Annotated in this window: 18 protein-coding genes; 7 read left to right on the top strand and 11 right to left on the bottom strand. The window is 44.8% G+C overall.

Annotation, left to right across the window (positions count from 1 at the left end; genetic code table 11):
• Positions 1-38 precede the first annotated feature (38 nt).
• The 3 genes from minE to minC are packed head-to-tail and all read right to left on the bottom strand — an operon-like array spanning position 39 to position 1,820.
• A complete protein-coding gene (minE, locus tag MHN31_RS00240; RefSeq protein ID WP_010381216.1) occupies positions 39-302 on the bottom strand; it encodes a cell division topological specificity factor MinE in 264 nt (87 codons plus the stop codon).
• Position 303: 1 nt separating this feature from the next.
• Complete coding sequence (gene minD, locus MHN31_RS00235; RefSeq protein WP_125556972.1) at positions 304-1,113, bottom strand: septum site-determining protein MinD; 810 nt, start codon at positions 1,111-1,113, stop codon at positions 304-306.
• Between the two features lie 5 nt (positions 1,114-1,118).
• The gene (gene minC / locus MHN31_RS00230) at positions 1,119-1,820 is read right to left on the bottom strand and encodes a septum site-determining protein MinC (RefSeq protein ID WP_010381220.1); all 702 of its coding nucleotides are present in this window, start codon (positions 1,818-1,820) and stop codon (positions 1,119-1,121) included.
• A gap of 143 nt (positions 1,821-1,963) precedes the next feature.
• Between minC and MHN31_RS00225 the strand changes: the two genes are divergently transcribed.
• Both MHN31_RS00225 and MHN31_RS00220 read left to right on the top strand, forming a co-directional pair.
• Positions 1,964-2,245, top strand: a complete 282-nt coding sequence (locus MHN31_RS00225; protein ID WP_125556970.1) for a YcgL domain-containing protein — start codon at positions 1,964-1,966, stop codon at positions 2,243-2,245.
• Positions 2,238-3,257 (top strand): lytic murein transglycosylase, encoded by a 1,020-nt coding sequence (locus MHN31_RS00220; protein WP_194867191.1) that lies wholly within the window; start codon positions 2,238-2,240, stop codon positions 3,255-3,257. The genes MHN31_RS00225 and MHN31_RS00220 overlap by 8 nt, the downstream gene beginning before the upstream one ends.
• A 74-nt stretch (positions 3,258-3,331) precedes the next feature.
• Here MHN31_RS00220 and cydB read toward each other — a convergent pair whose 3' ends face one another.
• The 4 genes from cydB to MHN31_RS00200 all read right to left on the bottom strand — a co-directional run bounded on the left by cydB (position 3,332) and on the right by MHN31_RS00200 (position 7,099).
• Positions 3,332-4,330 carry a cytochrome d ubiquinol oxidase subunit II gene (cydB, locus tag MHN31_RS00215; RefSeq protein ID WP_239443118.1) on the bottom strand — a complete coding sequence of 333 codons (999 nt, stop codon included), beginning with the start codon at positions 4,328-4,330 and terminating at the stop codon, positions 3,332-3,334.
• Complete coding sequence (locus MHN31_RS00210) at positions 4,323-5,666, bottom strand: cytochrome ubiquinol oxidase subunit I (RefSeq protein ID WP_239443117.1); 1,344 nt, start codon at positions 5,664-5,666, stop codon at positions 4,323-4,325. Before MHN31_RS00210 ends, cydB begins: the two co-directional genes overlap by 8 nt.
• A 126-nt stretch (positions 5,667-5,792) precedes the next feature.
• The gene (locus tag MHN31_RS00205; RefSeq protein ID WP_046005214.1) at positions 5,793-6,338 is read right to left on the bottom strand and encodes a GbsR/MarR family transcriptional regulator; all 546 of its coding nucleotides are present in this window, start codon (positions 6,336-6,338) and stop codon (positions 5,793-5,795) included.
• 170 nt (positions 6,339-6,508) lie between these two features.
• A complete protein-coding gene (locus tag MHN31_RS00200) occupies positions 6,509-7,099 on the bottom strand; it encodes a carboxymuconolactone decarboxylase family protein (protein WP_125556962.1) in 591 nt (196 codons plus the stop codon).
• A gap of 81 nt (positions 7,100-7,180) precedes the next feature.
• Between MHN31_RS00200 and MHN31_RS00195 the strand changes: the two genes are divergently transcribed.
• The gene (locus MHN31_RS00195; RefSeq protein WP_228553174.1) at positions 7,181-7,762 is read left to right on the top strand and encodes a MarR family transcriptional regulator; all 582 of its coding nucleotides are present in this window, start codon (positions 7,181-7,183) and stop codon (positions 7,760-7,762) included.
• Between the two features lie 6 nt (positions 7,763-7,768).
• Here the strand turns inward: MHN31_RS00195 and MHN31_RS00190 are convergent, their stop codons facing one another.
• On the bottom strand, positions 7,769-8,227 hold the full coding sequence (locus tag MHN31_RS00190) for a nuclear transport factor 2 family protein (RefSeq protein ID WP_125556958.1): 459 nt from the start codon (positions 8,225-8,227) through the stop codon (positions 7,769-7,771).
• Positions 8,228-8,305: 78 nt separating this feature from the next.
• Positions 8,306-8,503, bottom strand: a complete 198-nt coding sequence (locus tag MHN31_RS00185; protein WP_171045141.1) for a hypothetical protein — start codon at positions 8,501-8,503, stop codon at positions 8,306-8,308.
• Positions 8,504-8,766: 263 nt separating this feature from the next.
• Here MHN31_RS00185 and MHN31_RS00180 point away from each other — a divergent pair, with 263 nt between their 5' ends.
• Complete coding sequence (locus MHN31_RS00180) at positions 8,767-10,413, top strand: sensor domain-containing diguanylate cyclase (RefSeq protein ID WP_239443116.1); 1,647 nt, start codon at positions 8,767-8,769, stop codon at positions 10,411-10,413.
• Between the two features lie 273 nt (positions 10,414-10,686).
• Positions 10,687-13,257, top strand: a complete 2,571-nt coding sequence (locus tag MHN31_RS00175; RefSeq protein ID WP_239443115.1) for a GGDEF domain-containing phosphodiesterase — start codon at positions 10,687-10,689, stop codon at positions 13,255-13,257.
• A gap of 40 nt (positions 13,258-13,297) precedes the next feature.
• Here the strand turns inward: MHN31_RS00175 and hemH are convergent, their stop codons facing one another.
• Positions 13,298-14,320, bottom strand: coding sequence for a ferrochelatase (gene hemH, locus MHN31_RS00170; protein WP_239443114.1), 1,023 nt, complete (start codon positions 14,318-14,320; stop codon positions 13,298-13,300).
• Positions 14,321-14,539: 219 nt separating this feature from the next.
• Between hemH and MHN31_RS00165 the strand changes: the two genes are divergently transcribed.
• Entirely contained in the window at positions 14,540-16,090 is a 1,551-nt protein-coding gene (locus MHN31_RS00165; protein WP_194867195.1) for a PAS domain-containing methyl-accepting chemotaxis protein, read from the top strand.
• On the opposite strand, the gene MHN31_RS00160 is transcribed toward MHN31_RS00165, so the two are convergent.
• Positions 16,087-17,421 (bottom strand): HD domain-containing phosphohydrolase, encoded by a 1,335-nt coding sequence (locus tag MHN31_RS00160; protein WP_239443113.1) that lies wholly within the window; start codon positions 17,419-17,421, stop codon positions 16,087-16,089. The genes MHN31_RS00165 and MHN31_RS00160 overlap by 4 nt on opposite strands.
• Positions 17,422-17,530: 109 nt before the next feature.
• On the opposite strand from MHN31_RS00160, the gene MHN31_RS00155 reads away from it, so the two are divergent.
• On the top strand, positions 17,531-18,073 hold the full coding sequence (locus tag MHN31_RS00155) for a heme NO-binding domain-containing protein (RefSeq protein ID WP_125556946.1): 543 nt from the start codon (positions 17,531-17,533) through the stop codon (positions 18,071-18,073).
• Positions 18,074-18,084 lie beyond the last annotated feature (11 nt).

Here is an 18,084-nt window from a genome sequence, read left to right as displayed (position 1 = left end):
AAAAACGCCGCACATCGTGCGGCGTTTTTGTTTGGCTGTTACTTCTGTTCGTCATCCGGAAGCGTTACATTAAGCTCTAATACGGCCAAATCGTCTTCGTTTTGCTCAAACTGCACATTGACTGCATCGGAGTCAACTTTGACATACTTACGGATCACCTCGAGTATGTCCTGCTTTAACTGAGGCAGATAATCGGGGGTGCCACGCTTGGAGCGTTCATGGGCAACGATTATTTGTAGCCGCTCTTTAGCCAGCGAAGCGCTGGACTTTTTCTCGGATCGAAAATAATCAAGTAAAGACACATTAACCTCCAAAAATCCGCTTTAGCAGTCCTTTCTTTTCAACATTCAAAAATCTGAAGTCGATGATTTCACCTAACAAGCGATTAATCGCATCGCTATATGCCTGGCCTGCATCAGATTCTGTATCAAGGATCACAGGTTGTCCCGAGTTAGACGCATTTAACACAGCTTTGGATTCTGGGATCACGCCGAGTAAGTCTATTGCCAGGATTTCCTGAACATCTTCGACGGACAGCATGTCGCCGCTTTCTACACGCTCTGGATTATAACGCGTAAGCAGCAGATGTTCCTTCACGGGATCCAGACCATCTTCTGCGCGCTTTGATTTGCTTTGCAAAATTCCCAGAATACGGTCAGAGTCACGAACGGAAGAAACTTCCGGGTTGGTTGTTACGATTGCTTCGTCGGCAAAGTAGAGTGCCATCATTGCACCAGCTTCGATGCCAGCGGGTGAGTCGCAGATAATGAAATCAAAGTCTTCTGACATTTCTTTCAAAACACGTTCAACGCCTTCTTTTGTCAGCGCATCTTTATCGCGCGTTTGTGAGGCTGGTAAAATATAGAGTTTTTCAACGCGTTTATCTTTAATCAGTGCCTGATTAAGGTTTGCTTCACCATTAATGACGTTGACAAAATCATAAACGACACGGCGTTCGCAGCCCATGATGAGATCTAAGTTACGCAGGCCAATATCAAAGTCGATAATGGCTGTTTTGTATCCTTTAAGAGCAAGACCGGTGCCGATCGCTGCACTTGACGTGGTTTTACCTACACCACCTTTACCTGAAGTTACGACAATAATCTTTGCCATCTGAATTATCCTTTGACCAATGCTGTTAATTCTAATGATTCGTTATTTTGTGAAATCTGGCAGGCCTTGCCCCAGTGCTCACCCTGAAGAGAGTCACTGATCCAATAACTGCCGCCCACCGAAACAAGCTCTGCTTCAAGTTTCTGACAGTAGATACTCGCCTCATGATTTCCTTGCGCACCAGCGATAGCACGGCCTCTGAGCGTGCCATAGATGTGAATATTGCCATCGGCAATGACCTCTGCACCATGGCTGACTGCGCCTAGTACAATAAGGTCCCGGTCCTTCGCGTAAATTTGTTGCCCGGAGCGCACAGTGCCGTTAATGACCTGGGCTCCAAGATAAACTTCTTTTTCAACAATTTGTGTGTCTTGGCTATCTTGGGTAACAGGCTTAACATCTTTAGTATAGTTTAGTACAGACAAGCCAATTTCTTTGGCTTCGGCATTGTGTTGTTCTGTACCATTACAAATACCAACCGGGTTTAATGCTAACGCTGCAAGAATACGTTTTAAATCGCTGAGTACAATGCTCTGTTCCTGGACGTCAGCAAGATTGATTACGATAGGTGCTCCTTTAAAAAATTTTGGAGCCTGGGAAATTTTATCACTCAGTTGTTGTTTTACATTACCAAGGTCGGCATCGAAGAGGTGTAAAACTGAGAGAGTAAACAGGTTTCCCTTCAATTCAAAAGACTGTGTAGACATAAGCGCTCAATACCAGTGCGATCTCTGATTAATATTGTTCTGACCCCGTACTCTGTACGTTTGAGAGTCGCAAAACTTTCCAAATATTATATAGGTCATGGTATAGTGCTGCTCTCAGATTAGCAAGATTTTATAGGGTTATAATGCTAGCCGCAGTATATAAAAGTAGTAAAAAAGCCGATACCTATCTTTTTATTGAAAAACGAGACGATTTTAGCAAAGTCCCTGACCCTTTAATGGCTACTTTTGGTACGCCAATATTTGTAATCATTGTGGATTTAGCAAAACGCAAGAAACTCGGTACTGCTGATTTAAGTAACGTTAAGCAGAAATTAATCGATGATGGGTTTTATTTGCAGCTGCCGCCTCCACAAGAGAATCTTCTGGACGAATTAAAAAGACAAAACGGAGTAAAAAGTGACTAAAACACTATCCGCATTATTAGTATCTTTATGTCTGGCATCGCAAACTGTTAAAGCGGATGATCAGGCGCGTTTCGACAGTTATGTAGAAGTTTTAAAGGCTGAAGCGCTTGAGCGCGGTTATAAACCCGCTCTTATAGAAAAAGCGTTCAGCACAGTCAAATTCAAAAAGAAAGTCATCAAACAAGATAAGAACCAGCCTGAAATTGTTGAGACGCTGGAAACTTATCTGCCAAAACGTGTACCGGACTGGAAGGTTCAGCGTGCACGTAAGCTGTATAAAGAGAATAAAGAGCTGCTCGATCAGATCAGCAAAGACTTTGGCGTGCAGGGACGCTTTATCGTTGCACTGTGGGGACTTGAAAGTAGCTTTGGCCGGGTTCAGGGCGGCTATCCGGTGATTAGCTCACTGGTGACATTGGCATTTGATGGTCGCCGGGAAGCCCTCTATAAACGACAACTATGGGCTGCACTGGACATTCTTAAAGATGGCCATGTGAATGTCGACAATTTCAAAGGCTCCTGGGCTGGTGCAATGGGTCAATCCCAGTTTATGCCGACCTCCTTCAATTCTTATGCTGTTGATTACAACAAAGACGGCAAGAAAGATATCTGGACCAGCAAAGAAGATGCCCTGGCATCTATAGCTAATTATCTGAAGAGTGTTGGTTGGAATGACAGTCTGACCTGGGGCCGTCAGGTAAAGTTGCCGGAGGATTTCCCCAGCCAGTATGTCCTGAAGCGCGGTTCAAAAAATCACAAGCAGTGGCTTGAGTTTTGGCGAGATTCTGAACGCTCACTACAAGAGTGGCAAAGCCTGGGCGTCAGACGTGCTGATGGCACAGATTTGCCAAAAGTGAATATTAGTGCGGCTTTGGTGATGCCTGATGACATGAACGGCCGTATGTATCTGGCTTACAATAACTACAAAGCGCTGATGAACTGGAATCGCAGCTATTATTTTGCCACCAGTGTCGGGTATTTGTCTGACCGCATTGGCTATCCGAAAATTTAGTTTTCAACTAAACGAAGCAAATAAAAAAGGCAGCGTGCGGGCTGCCTTTTTGGTTGGGCTAATGCAAGTGAAAATCAGTAGTAGCTCAGGTCCTGTGTTTTTCCCCAGAAAACCCGATAAGAGAATAGTGTGTAACCGATGATTGCTGGTACCACCAGTACGACGCCGTATAGCATAAAGGTGAGTGCAGACGGGTCAGCAAGTGCCTCATATATGGTTAATGTGCCAGGGACGACAAAAGGGAAAAAGCTATAGATAAGACCAAAAAAGCACAGTAAAAATATCACCACTGTGATGGCAAAGGGCAACCAGCAACCTTGATCTGGGGTCTGTTTGAGCTTTACTAGCACTCTGTCTTGAAGCACAAAAAGTACCATGCAGATAAGGGGCAGTGGCAACAATAACAGGCTTATCTCGGTGCCAAACCAGCGCGTCTGAACGTACGTGTTTATAAGTGGGTTTACCACCGAGACCGCTAATACGCCCAACAAAGCAATGAGATTGCTCACCCGGCACCAACGGATAGCCGAGTTTTGTATCTCACCTTCGCATTTCATGATCAACCAGCCAGCGCCTATTAAGGTATAAGCTGCTATGACACCAACCCCACTGAGTGCCGCAAACAGGTGGCTCGCCAGACTGTGTTCAAACGACATCACATACAGGCCCAGCATATACCCCTGTGAAAAAGCGGTGATCAGGCTGCCCAGTTTGAAGCAGCGATCCCAGGTTTCACGGTAGCGTGTTTTGGCCTTGGCACGAAAATCGAATGCAACGCCCCTTAGAATTAAACCCAGCAACATAAAAGCGATAGGCAGATACAGTGCCTGCAGTATGATTGAATGTGCGGTGGGGAAGGCAATGAGCGCAAGACCGACAGCCAGTACCAGCCAGGTTTCGTTGGCGTCCCAAAAAGGGCCAATAGAAGCAATCATAGTATCGGCAGCGGGTTTATTTTGGCCCGGCAACAATATACCAACCCCTAAGTCATAGCCGTCGAGCACAGCATACACTATGATCGCAAGTGCCATGAGTGAACTGTAAAGCACAGCCAGGTATTCAGCACTAAACATATTGACCTCCCTGAATCGGTGTTGTCTGATACTCTTCAACTTCTACGGCATTACGCGCGGTATAAAATAGTGTTTTAATATACGCTGTGAGTAGTACAGCATAGACAGTAAGATAGCCTACTAATGTAAGCAGCACATGCTCTCCCGGGACACTGGTGACTAGTTCTTCAATTTTTATTAGCCCATTTACCATAAAAGGTTGGCGTCCAATTTCTGTGACATACCAGCCTGCCAAAGTAGCAATCCAGCCAGAGAAGGTCATGGCTACTAGTATTTTAAGTTGCCAATCTGGCAGCGTTGAATGCCGCCACAATGTGTAGCGTGTCACTGCCGCTACCAGGATCATGAGTAAACCCATCCCCACCATTATTCGGAACCCAAAAAAGACAGGCTTAACCGGAGGGTGCTCACCTTTAAACTCGTTCAGACCTTTGATCTCACCGTCCAGCTTATGAGTCAGGATCAAACTCGCTAAGTTAGGAATAGCGACCTCAAAATGATTCGTTCGGGTACTTTCATCAGGAATTGCGAATAGCAACAGGGGGGCACCTTGCTCAGTCTCCCAGACCCCCTCCATTGCGGCTACTTTTTGCGGCTGATGCTCAAATGTGTTCAGGCCGTGCAGGTCTCCGACAAACATCTGCAGTGGTGCCAGCAGTGCAGCAACACTTAGCGCTACCTTCAATGTCAATTTGGGGGCATGCTTGTGGTCGTTTTTTAATAGCCGATAGGCGCTAATTCCTGCTACCAGAAAGGATGCTGTGAGTCCGCTGGCCAGGAGCATATGAGCAAAGCGATAACCAAATGAGGGGTTGAAGATTATCTCAAACCAGTTGTCAGGATAGAACACGCCATCGACTAGTGTGTAACCAGTGGGGGTTTGTAACCAGCTGTTTAAAGAGAGTATCCAGAATGCCGACAGGGTAGTGCCTACCGCTACAATGAGGGTAGAAAAGGTATGCAGACGCGGGCTAACACGTTTCATACCAAATAGCATAATACCGAGAAAAGTGGCTTCCATAAAAAAGGCTGTGAGCACTTCATAGCCGAGCAACGGACCGGCTATGTTACCTATGCGTTCCATAAATCCGGGCCAATTAGTGCCAAACTGAAAAGACATAGTAATGCCGCTCACCACACCCAGCGCGAAAGTGAGTGCAAAAATTTTAACCCAAAATCGATATGCTCTCAGCCATACCTGCTCGCCAGTTTGGTCGTAACGGAATTTAAAGAAAACCAGGAACCAGGCCAAAGCAATGGTTATGGTTGGAAATAGAATATGAAAGCTAATATTTGCCGCAAATTGAATACGCGACAACAGTAGGGTATCAAGCATGACGCACCTCGCATATTATATCAGCACAAGCTTTGCCTGGGTTGGGTAAAGCAATCTGGCTGACACGACTGTGATGCGCGGGCACGAGCCGCGCATTGTAAAGAAATCCTTTTCAAAGCCACTCAGTCAGGATTTTCTGAGCAGCTTATCCTTCAAATCAATTACTTTGCTAACAGATGAACCCAATTTCATTAAGGATTGCAGTTGTTCAGGCGTAAGCCTTTGTAATTCCGCCGACCATTTTGTCACTGTCTCTAGTAGATCATGGATAGACTGCATTTGCTCTTGCGCGTATTTTTCTTCTGGTGAATTTGCGCTGTCCAAAATCTGGTCACGTAACAGGGTCAGGGTCGGGTCAATTTCGCGTTTGCGGCGTTCTTCAAACACCCGGTTAGCCAGGTCCCAAATGCTGCCATTAGGGGAGTAATACTCTTTTCTGTCTCCAGGGATATGATGGACTTTAACCAGTTGCCATGATTGCAGCTCCTTGATACCCATACTGACATTACCACGGGAAATCTTAAGCGCTTCTGCAATTTCATTAGCAGTCAGGGGCTTTTCGTTGATAACCAATAAGCCAACCATCTGGCCTATGGTACGGTTGAAGCCCCAGCGGCTTCCCATCTCTCCGCAGTGGAGAACGAAGTTTTCGATTTTAGGTGATAGCTGCATTTTTAAAGTTTCAGTAATTATTGAAACTTTAATATATAGTGCGTTTTGATTTGGATCAACCCAAATATTCAACTAATTTAATTGCGGTTCAGGCAGGCAAAAATGGGAAGCAGACAAGCACTGCTTTCCCATCGGTTGAAGGATGTTCGTTTTAATCCGAGACTGGATGGTTATTTGGTGTGTTTGCCTGTTTCCCAGCGCTCATTAAGCAGTGTTTCCCCTGCATCAATGGCGCCTGCTTCCAGTGTAGTCGCCATAGAGTCATTCCAACGATTGAGGTAACCAAATAAAGCGATAACACCCAATATTTCGACGATTTCACCATCATCCCAATGTGCCTGCATTGCGGCTTCAATTTCGTCATCGACGGCATTTGGTACACTGGAGGCTGCTAGTGCAAACTCAAAAGCGGCCTTTTCAGCGTCATTAAACGCGTCACTCTCCCTGAACTGCCAAATCTGAGCCAGTCTTTCATCGCTGCCGCCGTAGCGTTGCGCCGCTAAGATAGTATGGGCTTCGCAGTAGCGGCATCCAGTATTGGCACTGGTGATATAGCCAACCAATCTTTTTAACTCCGAAGTAACCCGACCATGGTTTTCCATGACTGCTTTATTCAGATTAATGAATGCACGCGCAATTGCCGGGCGGATTTGCATGGTTAACACGCTGTTAGGACAAAAGCCAAGCGTTTCGTTGAAAAACTTGGCTAATTCTGCCACTTCCTGATCATGCTCTTGAGACAAAGGCTTAACTAAAGGCATACTGGTTTCCTGTAAATGTTTATTGTGTTGCATATGCAACAACTATATGTGTAGAGGTACAAATTGTCCAGTGACAATGATATGAAAAATGCCATTGCTAACAGAAAGCGTGCGTTGGCAGTAACAAATCCACATAAGGAAGCACTTGATTTGGCTGAGCATGTGCCATTTCAGGTCGCGGTAGTCAGTAACCTGTTATCACTCGATAGGGACCCGGTGATCCGCTCTTTGACTGAGCTCAATACCCGCGAATTGCGAGTATTGTTGAACGTTGGGTCCTATGGACCCATTACAGCTGCGGAAGTGAGCTATCAGTCCCGACTGGACCCCTACTCAGTAACGCGTGCTGTTAATGCCTTGCTAAAACTTGAATTGGTGCATGCAATGGAATTAACTGGCAAGAGTAAACCTGTAGTATTGACAGAGGCGGGTGAAAAAATCTATCGAGAAGTCACCGTTCATGTGCAAAAAAGAGAAGCAATGCTTACCGAGCATATGTCCGATGATGAAAAGGCACAATTAAGTGCCTTATTGATGAAGTTAGAATTAACCGCGGAAGAAATACTTGCCAATGAAGTCACCGAAATGGAAGCTCAGGGACAAGCAGTGACACGTGATCACAAGGAAATGCAGCGCTGGTATAAACGCAGCAGGCAGAGCTAGTTTTTACTATAAGGCATCCATACGATCGATTTCGACTCTTCGACTGCTAAAGCGACATTGGTTTGTGTCGTAATCAAAGATATCTAAGTAACGGCCGCTGATGATCTTTGTCGTCGTCGGCTGCGCATTATTTTTCAGCAGTAAAATAAAGTGAGATTCGCCGGCAAGAACGTCGTTTTGGCGGAACTGACGAGAGGAAGTCATCATATGAACAGTTTGTGTGTTACTGCGCGCTTTATTGAAACGGTCGACAATCTCGGTCTTGTTATGGAGTGAAATATTGAGTTTCTCGACGTTAAAGCGTGCATTATCTGTGAATAGTGCAGCATATTGATCCTCGTTTCCTTTATCGCGTACTTCCGGGTAGCTATAAACGAGATCCTGGCAGGTTTTTACGTGGGTGGGTTGCTCGTAAGAGGTACATCCACCCAGTAAAAAAAGTAGTAGTAGTGAGCGACGATACATGTGCAAGGTCCTGTTATAAAATTGTGACTGGATGATTACACAGTTTTATTCAGACGCCAAGCGTTGGGGAAAAGAGGGTTAAGGCTTTTTGTGAGCAGCTTTGCCTGTATTTTTTAATGCTTCGCGTGCTGCAATCATGCGATACCCAAGTGCGCAAGCTATGTAGGCAAGCACCAAGGCACTGCCGGTAAGCAGGGTGTCTTTATCCTGAACAAACATCCACAGCATAGCTAACGCAATACTTGCGAAAGTAAAGTGTGTGACGAGTGGGTTCATTCGGGTTTTCTTTTTCATTACGGTAAAACTGAGTTGGTCAAATATCGAACATATTATAAGGCACAGCGTTTAAACATGATAGTAATTTACGTAATTTATTTTTCTGTGTAGTTAAAAAGTGCTTATTGATTGTGCATTTCTCATCCTTTGAGTGAACTATGCTTATGTCCCCCGTGTGTCCGTTGCGATTTAAAGCATGTGTAAGCGGTTTAGGCACAGAGAGTTTGACCCAGAATAAGTTCTTTCTCCCACAGTATTTTACAATGACATCAGTAGCCATGTTCGTGCTGATGTTGGAGGGAATAGTGAAAATCATCCGTCGCTGGAAGCTGGATCTTAAGCAGCTCATATTAATACTGGTCAGTGCCGGTATCGTGTTAGCTGTGTATAGTGCATTAATGGCTAGCTATCGTGTACACGAACGAGCATTTATTAAAGACACGCTTGCTGCGAATCAGGCATACGCAAAAAAGCTTGCCACTGTTACTGAGCTATTTTTGCAATCGCTTAATAGCCAGTTACGTGTCAGTGCCGGTCACATTGCTAATCATTTTGACGATAGTCATGCTATCGATGTCGAATTGGCGCGCTTGCTTACCCAAACGAACAGTTTTGATTCTCTGGTTGTCATTAATGCGCAGCGCAAGATCATCTCGGCTCAGCCATCCAGCCTCGCGCTCAAAGGCCTAACATTAGATCCATCATTATCCTTGCCGATAGAGCTACAGCAACCCCACATTCTTGATCCATTTGTCTCGCCTGCCGGTAACTTGTTGGTAAGTCCGACATTTCCGATTTTTACACCAGACGGTACTTATCTTGGTTTTATTGCCGGTGGGATCTATCTGCAAGGCGATACCATTTTAAATCAATTATTGGGTACTCATCATGCTTCTGAGCATTCCTATGTTTATGTTGTAGATAAAAGTAAACGGCTGATCTATCACAAAGATAATACTCGAGTGGGCGAACATATTCCGGGTAATGTCGCGATTAACGCTGTATTGAGTGGTCAATCTGGAGCCGTTGAGGTACTCAATAGTCAAGGTGTAGACATGCTCGCGGGGTTTGCACCAGTATCCACCACGGGGTGGGGCATAATTAGCCAACGTGCCCTAACTAGTATCATCGCTGAGTTAAATTTGACACATACTAACGTATTGTATTCCACGTTGCCGTTTGCACTGGCTATATTTGTAGCGACTTTGTGCGCCGGGTTTCTTATTGCCAGGCCTTTGGCGCAGCTAGCTCAAAATGTTAGTTCATTGAGTCCCGGAAATCTACGTTGTATCGATGAAACGCCGGCCTGGTATTTTGAGGCAGAAAACCTAAAATCAGCGATCCTGAACAGCTCTGAGCTACTGGGTCAGGAGATCAGGGAATTGGAAGAAGACAGAAAAATGGATCCGCTCACTAAACTCAATAACCGGCTGGCAATGCAATTATGGTTGGATAATGTCAAAAACATGCATTATCAGTTCTCAGTTATGGCACTGGATGTGGATCATTTTAAGTCTATCAATGATGAGTTTGGTCATGCTGTTGGAGACGAGGTGTTGTGTGCTTTGGCGAGTGTGATGAAAAAGAACGCGCGCAGTCATGATTTTGTGTGTCGTAGTGGGGGGGAAGAGTTTCTGATTTTTATGCCATTTGTGGATGCAAACCGCGCATTTAGCATAGCAGAGCGGTTACGTATTGCGATAAGCGAACACGCCATGCCTTTATCCAGGCCTGTGACGGTGTCGATTGGCATTGCCTGCTGGCCAGCGCACAGTAAAAGCATAGATGAAACACTTAAAATGGCAGACAAGGCACTTTATCAGGCGAAAAACAAAGGCCGAAATCAAACTTGTCAGGCTAAGCTCTCTACACATGCCGCGAATCATGATGTGGCGCGTCACGCTGTTTAGCGCTTAATTTTTGTAAACATTATTCGGTTTTACTAAGGAGTGTTTGAACCTGATCCCGTGTTGTGGTATGAATAATATCATACAGCTGGTCAGACTAGGTTTACTACTTATCCTTATTTGACTTTGTAGAGCACAGGGATTGACGATGCTAAGAAATAAGTTCGATTTATTGATCTGTATCGAGAACAAGTCTTGCTTTTAATTCTATCATTGCAATTTGTTAAAATACCTGTTGATATTGAAAACAATAAAATATAAGAACTTAGCCGAACAATGACTTTTTCATTTAGTACATTTTACAATTTGTGTAGTAGTGAGGCGCGCTATGAATTGGCGCTCGATTTGATCTATGAGAAGTTCAAGCCGGCTCATTGTTTGATTGGCAAATTCATTGATGCCGATACTCGGGTCAAAACGGTTGCCTATTCTGTTGATGGTAATCGCTCAAACGATATTATCTACGACCTAGAAGGAACGCCCTGTAATGACGCCAAAACCAGTCAGGGGGTTTGTTCTATTAGTTGCAACCTGCAACAAATGTACGCAGAAGACGAAATCCTAAAGATCTTTAATATTGATGGATACCTCGGCGTGACATTGCGAGCACTGGATCATAAACCGATTGGTATAATGGTTTGCTTGTTCGATGAAAAGGTGACCGTCAGTGACGAAGATAAGCATTGGTTCCGAGAGCTCAGTTTGCTTGTTGGGGCTGAGTTAAATCACAACCTTGAAATTGCGGCGCAGCAAATCCTCGTTAAACAGCTGGCAAAGGGAGAGCGGATCGCTAAGCTAAGCTCCTGGAGCTGGAATATTAGCCGCGATAAGCACATATTCAGCCATGAAATGCGTCGCCTTTTGCAGCATCGTGAAGAAACATTGACTCTTGATGACTTTACGAACTGCTTAACAGAAGCTGATCAAAAGCGGCTGAGGGTCATTATACAGAAGCTCAGGACGGGCCATCTTGATTACATTGACGTTAATGTGGCGCACAAAAAGCGTACTAATTTGCGTGGCCTGTATCGCATTATAGGTCGTGTCGAGCAGTGTGAAGAACAACGTGACGAGCGTGTTTTTAGCGCAACGGTTCAGGATGTTTCCTATATTTACTCATTGAATAAGCAGCTTGAGCTAACCAATGTTGTATTTGAACACGCCACTGAAGCCATCATGATCACCGATGGTGAAAATAAAATCATAATGGTAAACCGTGCTTTTGAGCGTCTAACTGGATATACCGGCCATGAGTTGATGGGGCGTGATCCTTCTGTGCTGTCCTCAGGGCAACATGGTGATGACTTTTATCATCAAATGTGGAATAGCCTGATGAGTGCAGGCTGCTGGAAAGGCGAGATATTTAACCGCCGAAAGAACGGCCAGATCTTTCCTGAAGAGTTGACGCTTAGCCTGGTAAAGGATGAGCAAGGTGAAATTGTCAATTATGTTGCGATTTTCCGGGATATCACCGAGTGGAAGCGCAACGAAGCACAGCTCATGTTCTACGCGAATCACGAGCCTTTGACTGCGTTACTTAATCGCCGCTGCTTTATTGATATCGTTGAAGAAAAAATTTCCGCAAGTCGTAGCCTGCACACACCCTGTTCTTTGTTGTTTATCGGCCTGGATCATTTTAAGGAAGTGAATGATATTTATGGTCCGGAAATTGGCGATAAAGTGCTGGTTTCGGTAGCAAAAAGATTGCGGAATGGGATTAGGGAAAATGACACGATTTCTCGCTATGGCGGAGATGAGTTTGCAATTTTGCTTGATAATACCGACGTTAAAAGTGCATTACAGGTTGCCAAAAAGCTTAGCGACAAAATAAAGCAGCCCTATGTATTTAATGACTTGACGGTAGAGCTTAGTGCGAGCACAGGCATAGCGCAGTTGGAAAACCGCGGTCGGATCACGGCTGCTAAGTTTATTCGCAATGCAGCGCATGCGCTTGAAAGCGCCAAGAAAACACATCGCGGGCACGTGGCACTTCACAATGCCGCAATTCAAAACGCCTATCTGAATAAAATTAAACTCAAAGACAAACTGAAAGCAGCGCTTAAAGCCAACTTGCTGACGGTTTACTACCAACCCATCGTTGATGTGCAGCGCGGTAAAATTGTTAAATTTGAAGCGCTTGTCAGATGGTTCGATGACGAGCAGGGCATGGTCTCGCCGGGCACCTTTATTCCGATTGCTGAAGAATTCGGTTTGATACACCTGATAGGGCAGTTTGTTCTTGAACAAGCTTGTCAAGATTTGAAAGTGTTACATTCGCAAGGCTATGACGAAGTTAGCATTTCGATTAACCGCTCTGTCAATGAGTTTAAAACCAGTAATGATCAGTTTAAGCTGGTGACAGAAGCGATTGAAAAAGCGCAAGTACCCTACGATAAAGTGACGCTGGAAGTCACTGAGTCTATGGCGACGAATCGTTATACCTGGGAACTGTTATCGAAACTGAGAGCGCAAGGCGTCAAAATTGCGTTAGATGATTTTTGTACAGGCTACTCTTCGCTGAGCCATTTGGTAGAAAATCAGGTTGATTATCTAAAAATTGACAAGTCTTTTGTCGACAGCCTGATGGCAGATAGAAACAAAAAGGTGATGATCAGTTGTTTGCTGAATTTAGCTCAGGAGTTAGGCATCAAAGTCATTGCGGAGGGTGTTGAATCTCAGAGCCAGCTTTCGATGCTGGAACAGTTAGGGTGTAACCATATCCAGGGCTTTTATTACAGCCCGGCGCAGCCACTACCTGCTTGTTTACGTCTGTTACAGGAGTTCAATTCAGGTCAGGTATTCAATGACGAGCTTATTTATATAAGCAAATCATCACAACAACACTGAAAATAAGGGGCCAAATCGGCCCCTTTTTTTATATTTCGCTCTATCTGATATAGGGTTTCAGGATATCGAATAAAGCCGCTAAGTGATCGTCTCTGTCATTCAGCGCTGGTATATAGTGGTACGTTTCACCACCCGCTTCGATGAAGTACTCGCGGTTTTCTTCTTCAAGCTCTTCTAGTGTTTCCAGACAGTCCGCACTAAATGCTGGGCTGAGAATAGCAATTTCCTTTACCCCCTGAGAAGCCAGCTCTTTTAGCGTGACATCCGTATAGGGTTGTAACCATTCTTCCCGGCCAAATCGGCTTTGGAAAGTCGTCATGACGATGTCTTTGTCTAATTTAAGCTGCTCACACACAAGTCGAGTGGTTTGTTGACAGAAGCAATGGTAAGGGTCGCCGTTATCGAGGAATCGTTTCGGTGTGCCATGATAAGAAAAAAGTAGCTTTTCTGGCAGGCCATGTTTGTCTATGTGCTCTTGAACTGAGTTGGCAAGGGCTGTGATATAACTTGGTTGCTTATGATAGCCATTAATAAAGCTGAGGCTCGGCACCCAGCGCCAGGTTTTCAGTACGTTTGCAACCGCGTCGAACGTTGAGCCTGTTGTAGCGCTTGAATATTGCGGGTAAAGAGGGAAGACAACGATGTTAGTGATCCCTTTTGAGCGAAGTGCTTCAAGGCCGCTTTGGATAGACGGGTTACCATAGCGCATTGCCATGACCACCTCGACATTGTCGTAGTTTTGTTCTTTTAGTAATGCACTCAGTTTATTACACTGCTCTTGTGTAATTTGTACCAGCGGAGATCCCTGATCTGTCCAGATACTTGCATAGGCTTTGGCCGATCTGCTTGGTCTGACTCGTAAGATGACGCCGTGCAGTATTAACCACCAAAGTGCTCTGGGCAGCTCTACGATACGAGGATCAGATAAAAACTCACGAAGATAATTTCTTAGTGCAGGTGCATTCGGGGCATCCGGGCTACCCAAATTGGTTACCAGAACGCCGATTTTTTCATTAAATCTGTTCTCGTGTGGATTATCAGTAATGGCAGAAAGCTTTGGCACTCACGGCTCCTTTGGTGTGTTCTGTTAGCCTTGCTATTCTACATAAAAGGCTAGAGTGAAAAAACGATTTTTGGTTGTACGTACTTGGCGTTGAGTTAGATCTCGTTATTTTGTCTTAAAAAAATGGCAAAATACAGATTTGTTATTGCAAAAACAGCGCATTAGTCGTATTTTCTCGCTTCGCAGAAGCAATTGATAGCATAGAATTCGAGTTTAAACATGCGATTAAATCACCCCGTCACCAATCAGGAAAAACGCTTTTCCGCTGACACCCGACTAATTTCAGTGACCGATCTGAAAGGCACAATACTTGACTGTAATGAACATTTTGTTGAAGTCAGTGGGTATGCCAAAGATGAATTAATTGGCCAGCCACATAATTTGGTTCGCCACCCGGATATGCCCGAAATCGCATTTAAGACTATGTGGGATCAATTAAAAGCGGGTAAACCCTGGATGGGACTCGTTAAGAACCGTTGCAAGAATGGTGACCATTACTGGGTAAATGCGTATGTCACGCCAATGACGGAAGGCGGAAAAATCATCGGCTACGAATCTGTCCGTAGCTGTCCGGACCGTGAATCTGTGACTAGAGCCGAAGCGCTTTACAAACGGGTTAAATCAGGTCAACGTGATCAAGTGAAACTACCCAAGCTACGTGCAATCTGGCCTTCACTGGCAGTGCTCACGGCACTCTTTTTATATCTATCAGTGAATGAAATGCTTGGATTCGGGTGGCTGATTGCCAACACACTGGCGTTGTTTGCTTATAACACTTACCGCGATAACGAACAGCTGGGCAGGATTGATAAAGTGATGTCGCACAGTTTCTGTGATGATATTGCTACTCAGGTTTACTCCCCATGGAGTGGCAAGATGGCTCAACTACACGTTAAATTGCTAAGTGAGCGTGCGCACCTGGATACTATTATTACGCGTATTGAATTCGCTGCAAAGGGTGTCGCTGGTGGTGCGAAAGAGAGTAATAGTAAAAGTATCGAAACCTCTCAATGCCTGACAAAACAGCAACTCGAAACTGAGCTGGTTGCCACTGCGATGAATGAAATGGCAACCACCATCAATGAAGTCTCGCATAGTGTCCAGGCCAGTTCAGAAGATGCTAAAGGGGTACTCGTATTGGCCCAGGAAAGTGCACGCAGCTCGGAAGAAACGCGCGCTTCAATAGAAAGTTTGGGTGCAACCGTTGTTGATATTAAGGATTCAGTGTTAGGTGTGGCAAAACAAACATCTAAAATTGCAGAGGCGGCACAGATCATTGAGCAAATTGCTGAGCAAACTAATTTGTTGGCTCTGAATGCTGCAATCGAGGCGGCAAGAGCCGGGGAGCAAGGTAGAGGCTTTGCTGTAGTTGCAGATGAAGTGCGTCATTTAGCACAACGCACGCAGGAGTCGACTAAAGAAATCCATGCGATCATCGAACAGTTGACGCAAAGCACACAAAACGCCGAATTCATTGCAAAGCGAGGAGAAGATGAATCTCGTCAGGGCATTGAGCAGCTTTCACACTCTTCTCAAAAATTAGAAGGGATTTATCAACTGATAGAGAAAATCAGCGCGAGTAGCATGCAAATTGCCACGGCTGTGGAAGAGCAAGCAACGGTCTCTGAGGATATTAATCAGCAGGTGGTGAGTATTGCAACACTCGCCAACACAAGCGTAAATAGCTCAAATGAAATGCATGTGATCAGTGAAGAATTGACCACAGTGGCAAATGATATGTATGAACTCGTTGTCAGATTTAAACGCTAAGTTTTAATCAGTATTCTAAACGGGGTGGGTTTTTGTGATTCGAGCTGTTGTAGTTTCGCAACCGTTGCAGCGGTAAAAACATGCCCCTTGGGCAACAGCATTATGCCTTTATGACTATGAATGGCCAGGCCCAGTTCCATGCCTGGCTTGAGTTTTTGTGCATCAAGGATATTCATTGACCCCACTTGCTCCGAGCCTGTTCCGTCAGCTTGAACAGATTGCTCTAATGCAGCCACTACCTTGGGGTGATAAAAGGATCCACTGTACATTTTTATCATTTCCAACGCATGAGCGCGCTGTTCTTTTTCTGGGTTATTGGTTTTTAGCAGGTGTTCTACGTAATCTCTGACTGCCGCAAGAATGTGCGCGCCTATGGGGATTTCTTTGCCTTTCAAGCCTTTCGGGATGCCTTGCCCGTTGTACTTTTCATACTGATGGTAGATAGCTTCGCCAACATCACTCAAATGCTGTGCAGGCATGAGCATCAGCTGTGCGGTCGCTGGGTGCGTGAAAAATAATTTTCGTTGCTGTGGGCTTAACTGTTCGACAGGTCGATTATAAAGGGCGGGATCCATTGCCAGCAGCCCTACTTGCGCCAAGTAACCAGCCATCTTGGTTAGTTGTATGACTTTTTCACTGAGCCCAAGTTTATGTGCAACAAGGCCACAAAGATGAGCAATGTGCTTTGCCAGATCAGCATTGATATAGGGGTTAGCATTAATAAAATTGTACAGAAGTTCTACGGTTGCTTTATGCTCATCTTGTTCTCGTTTGTTAGCCGTTTCAAGTTGACGAAGTACTGTTCTGATCTGAGCAGTACGCTTTTCTACTAACTCTTCGAGATTGCCATTGAGCACTTTCAGTTGTTCGTTTTGTTTCCTAACCTCTTCTTGAAGTGCCAGGTTGTATTGTTTAAGGCGATATTTTTCGGCGGCATCTTTAATAACGTGGATAAGGGCCTCATTCTGCCAGGGCTTTTGAAGAAAGTTATGGATCCCGCCTTCATTTATGGCCGCGATCGTTGAATCCATATCCGCGTAGCCAGAAAGCAAGATGCGTTGTGACTCGGGTGATACTTGCCTCGCTTTGGTCAGGAATTCAACCCCATCCATTTCTGGCATTCTCATGTCTGAGATGATCACTTCAAAATCATTTTCATCAAGTGCCTTGAGTGCAAGCTCTCCACATTCATATATGGCGACCTGCATGCCAGCCATACCCAGCGTTCTTCTGAGTACTTTAAGCACGCCCGGCTCATCATCCAGGCACAATACTCGAATAGGCCCGGAGGGAGGCGTAGCAATTTCAGGTTTTTGGCTGTGTTCCATCATAAATCAATGACGTAAAGCAATAGGTAATATAAAAATTAGTCTAAACTTTGTTTTATAACAATTACTGTAGCGAGTTTGGTGCTAATTTATGTGGTGTAAGGAGTGAACAATGAAAGGCATAATATTCCGTAGTTTAGAAGAACTAGTTATCGAAAACTTAGGTATGAGCGCATGGAATGCACTATTGGATGAGCATAGCCCGGAACATCGCAGTTATGTATCTGCTGTCTCTTATCCGGACGAAGAACTGTATGCGCTGGCAAATGGTGTTGCTGAAAAAATGGCTTTACCTTTGCCTGACGTATTAAGCGTATTTGGTCGATTTTTGTTTGGCTCATTGGCTGCCAAGCATACTACTGTGCTTGCAGAGCTGGATACATTCGAAAAGTTGATTATGGCAATAGACAGCGTGATCCATGTTGAGGTGGCCAAATTATATGATGAGCCGAATCTGCCAAAGATTGAAGCTACGATTGTCAATGATACGGAGATATTAGTAGATTACCAATCACCCCGAAAGCTAGGGTTCTGTGCCGAAGGGCTTATCTATGGTGCGGCCGATTACTTTAATAAGCAAATAGAAATATCGCATAGTCGATCTATAACGCAAAGTGGTGAACACACCCAGTTTATGGTGAAAATTTTGGCGTGAGTGCCGAAAGT

The organism is Pseudoalteromonas sp. McH1-42, from assembly GCF_022347845.1.
Classification (GTDB): domain Bacteria; phylum Pseudomonadota; class Gammaproteobacteria; order Enterobacterales; family Alteromonadaceae; genus Pseudoalteromonas; species Pseudoalteromonas rubra_D.
Note: the sequence above shows the minus strand (reverse complement) of the source record. Positions and strands in the feature narration are given on the sequence as shown.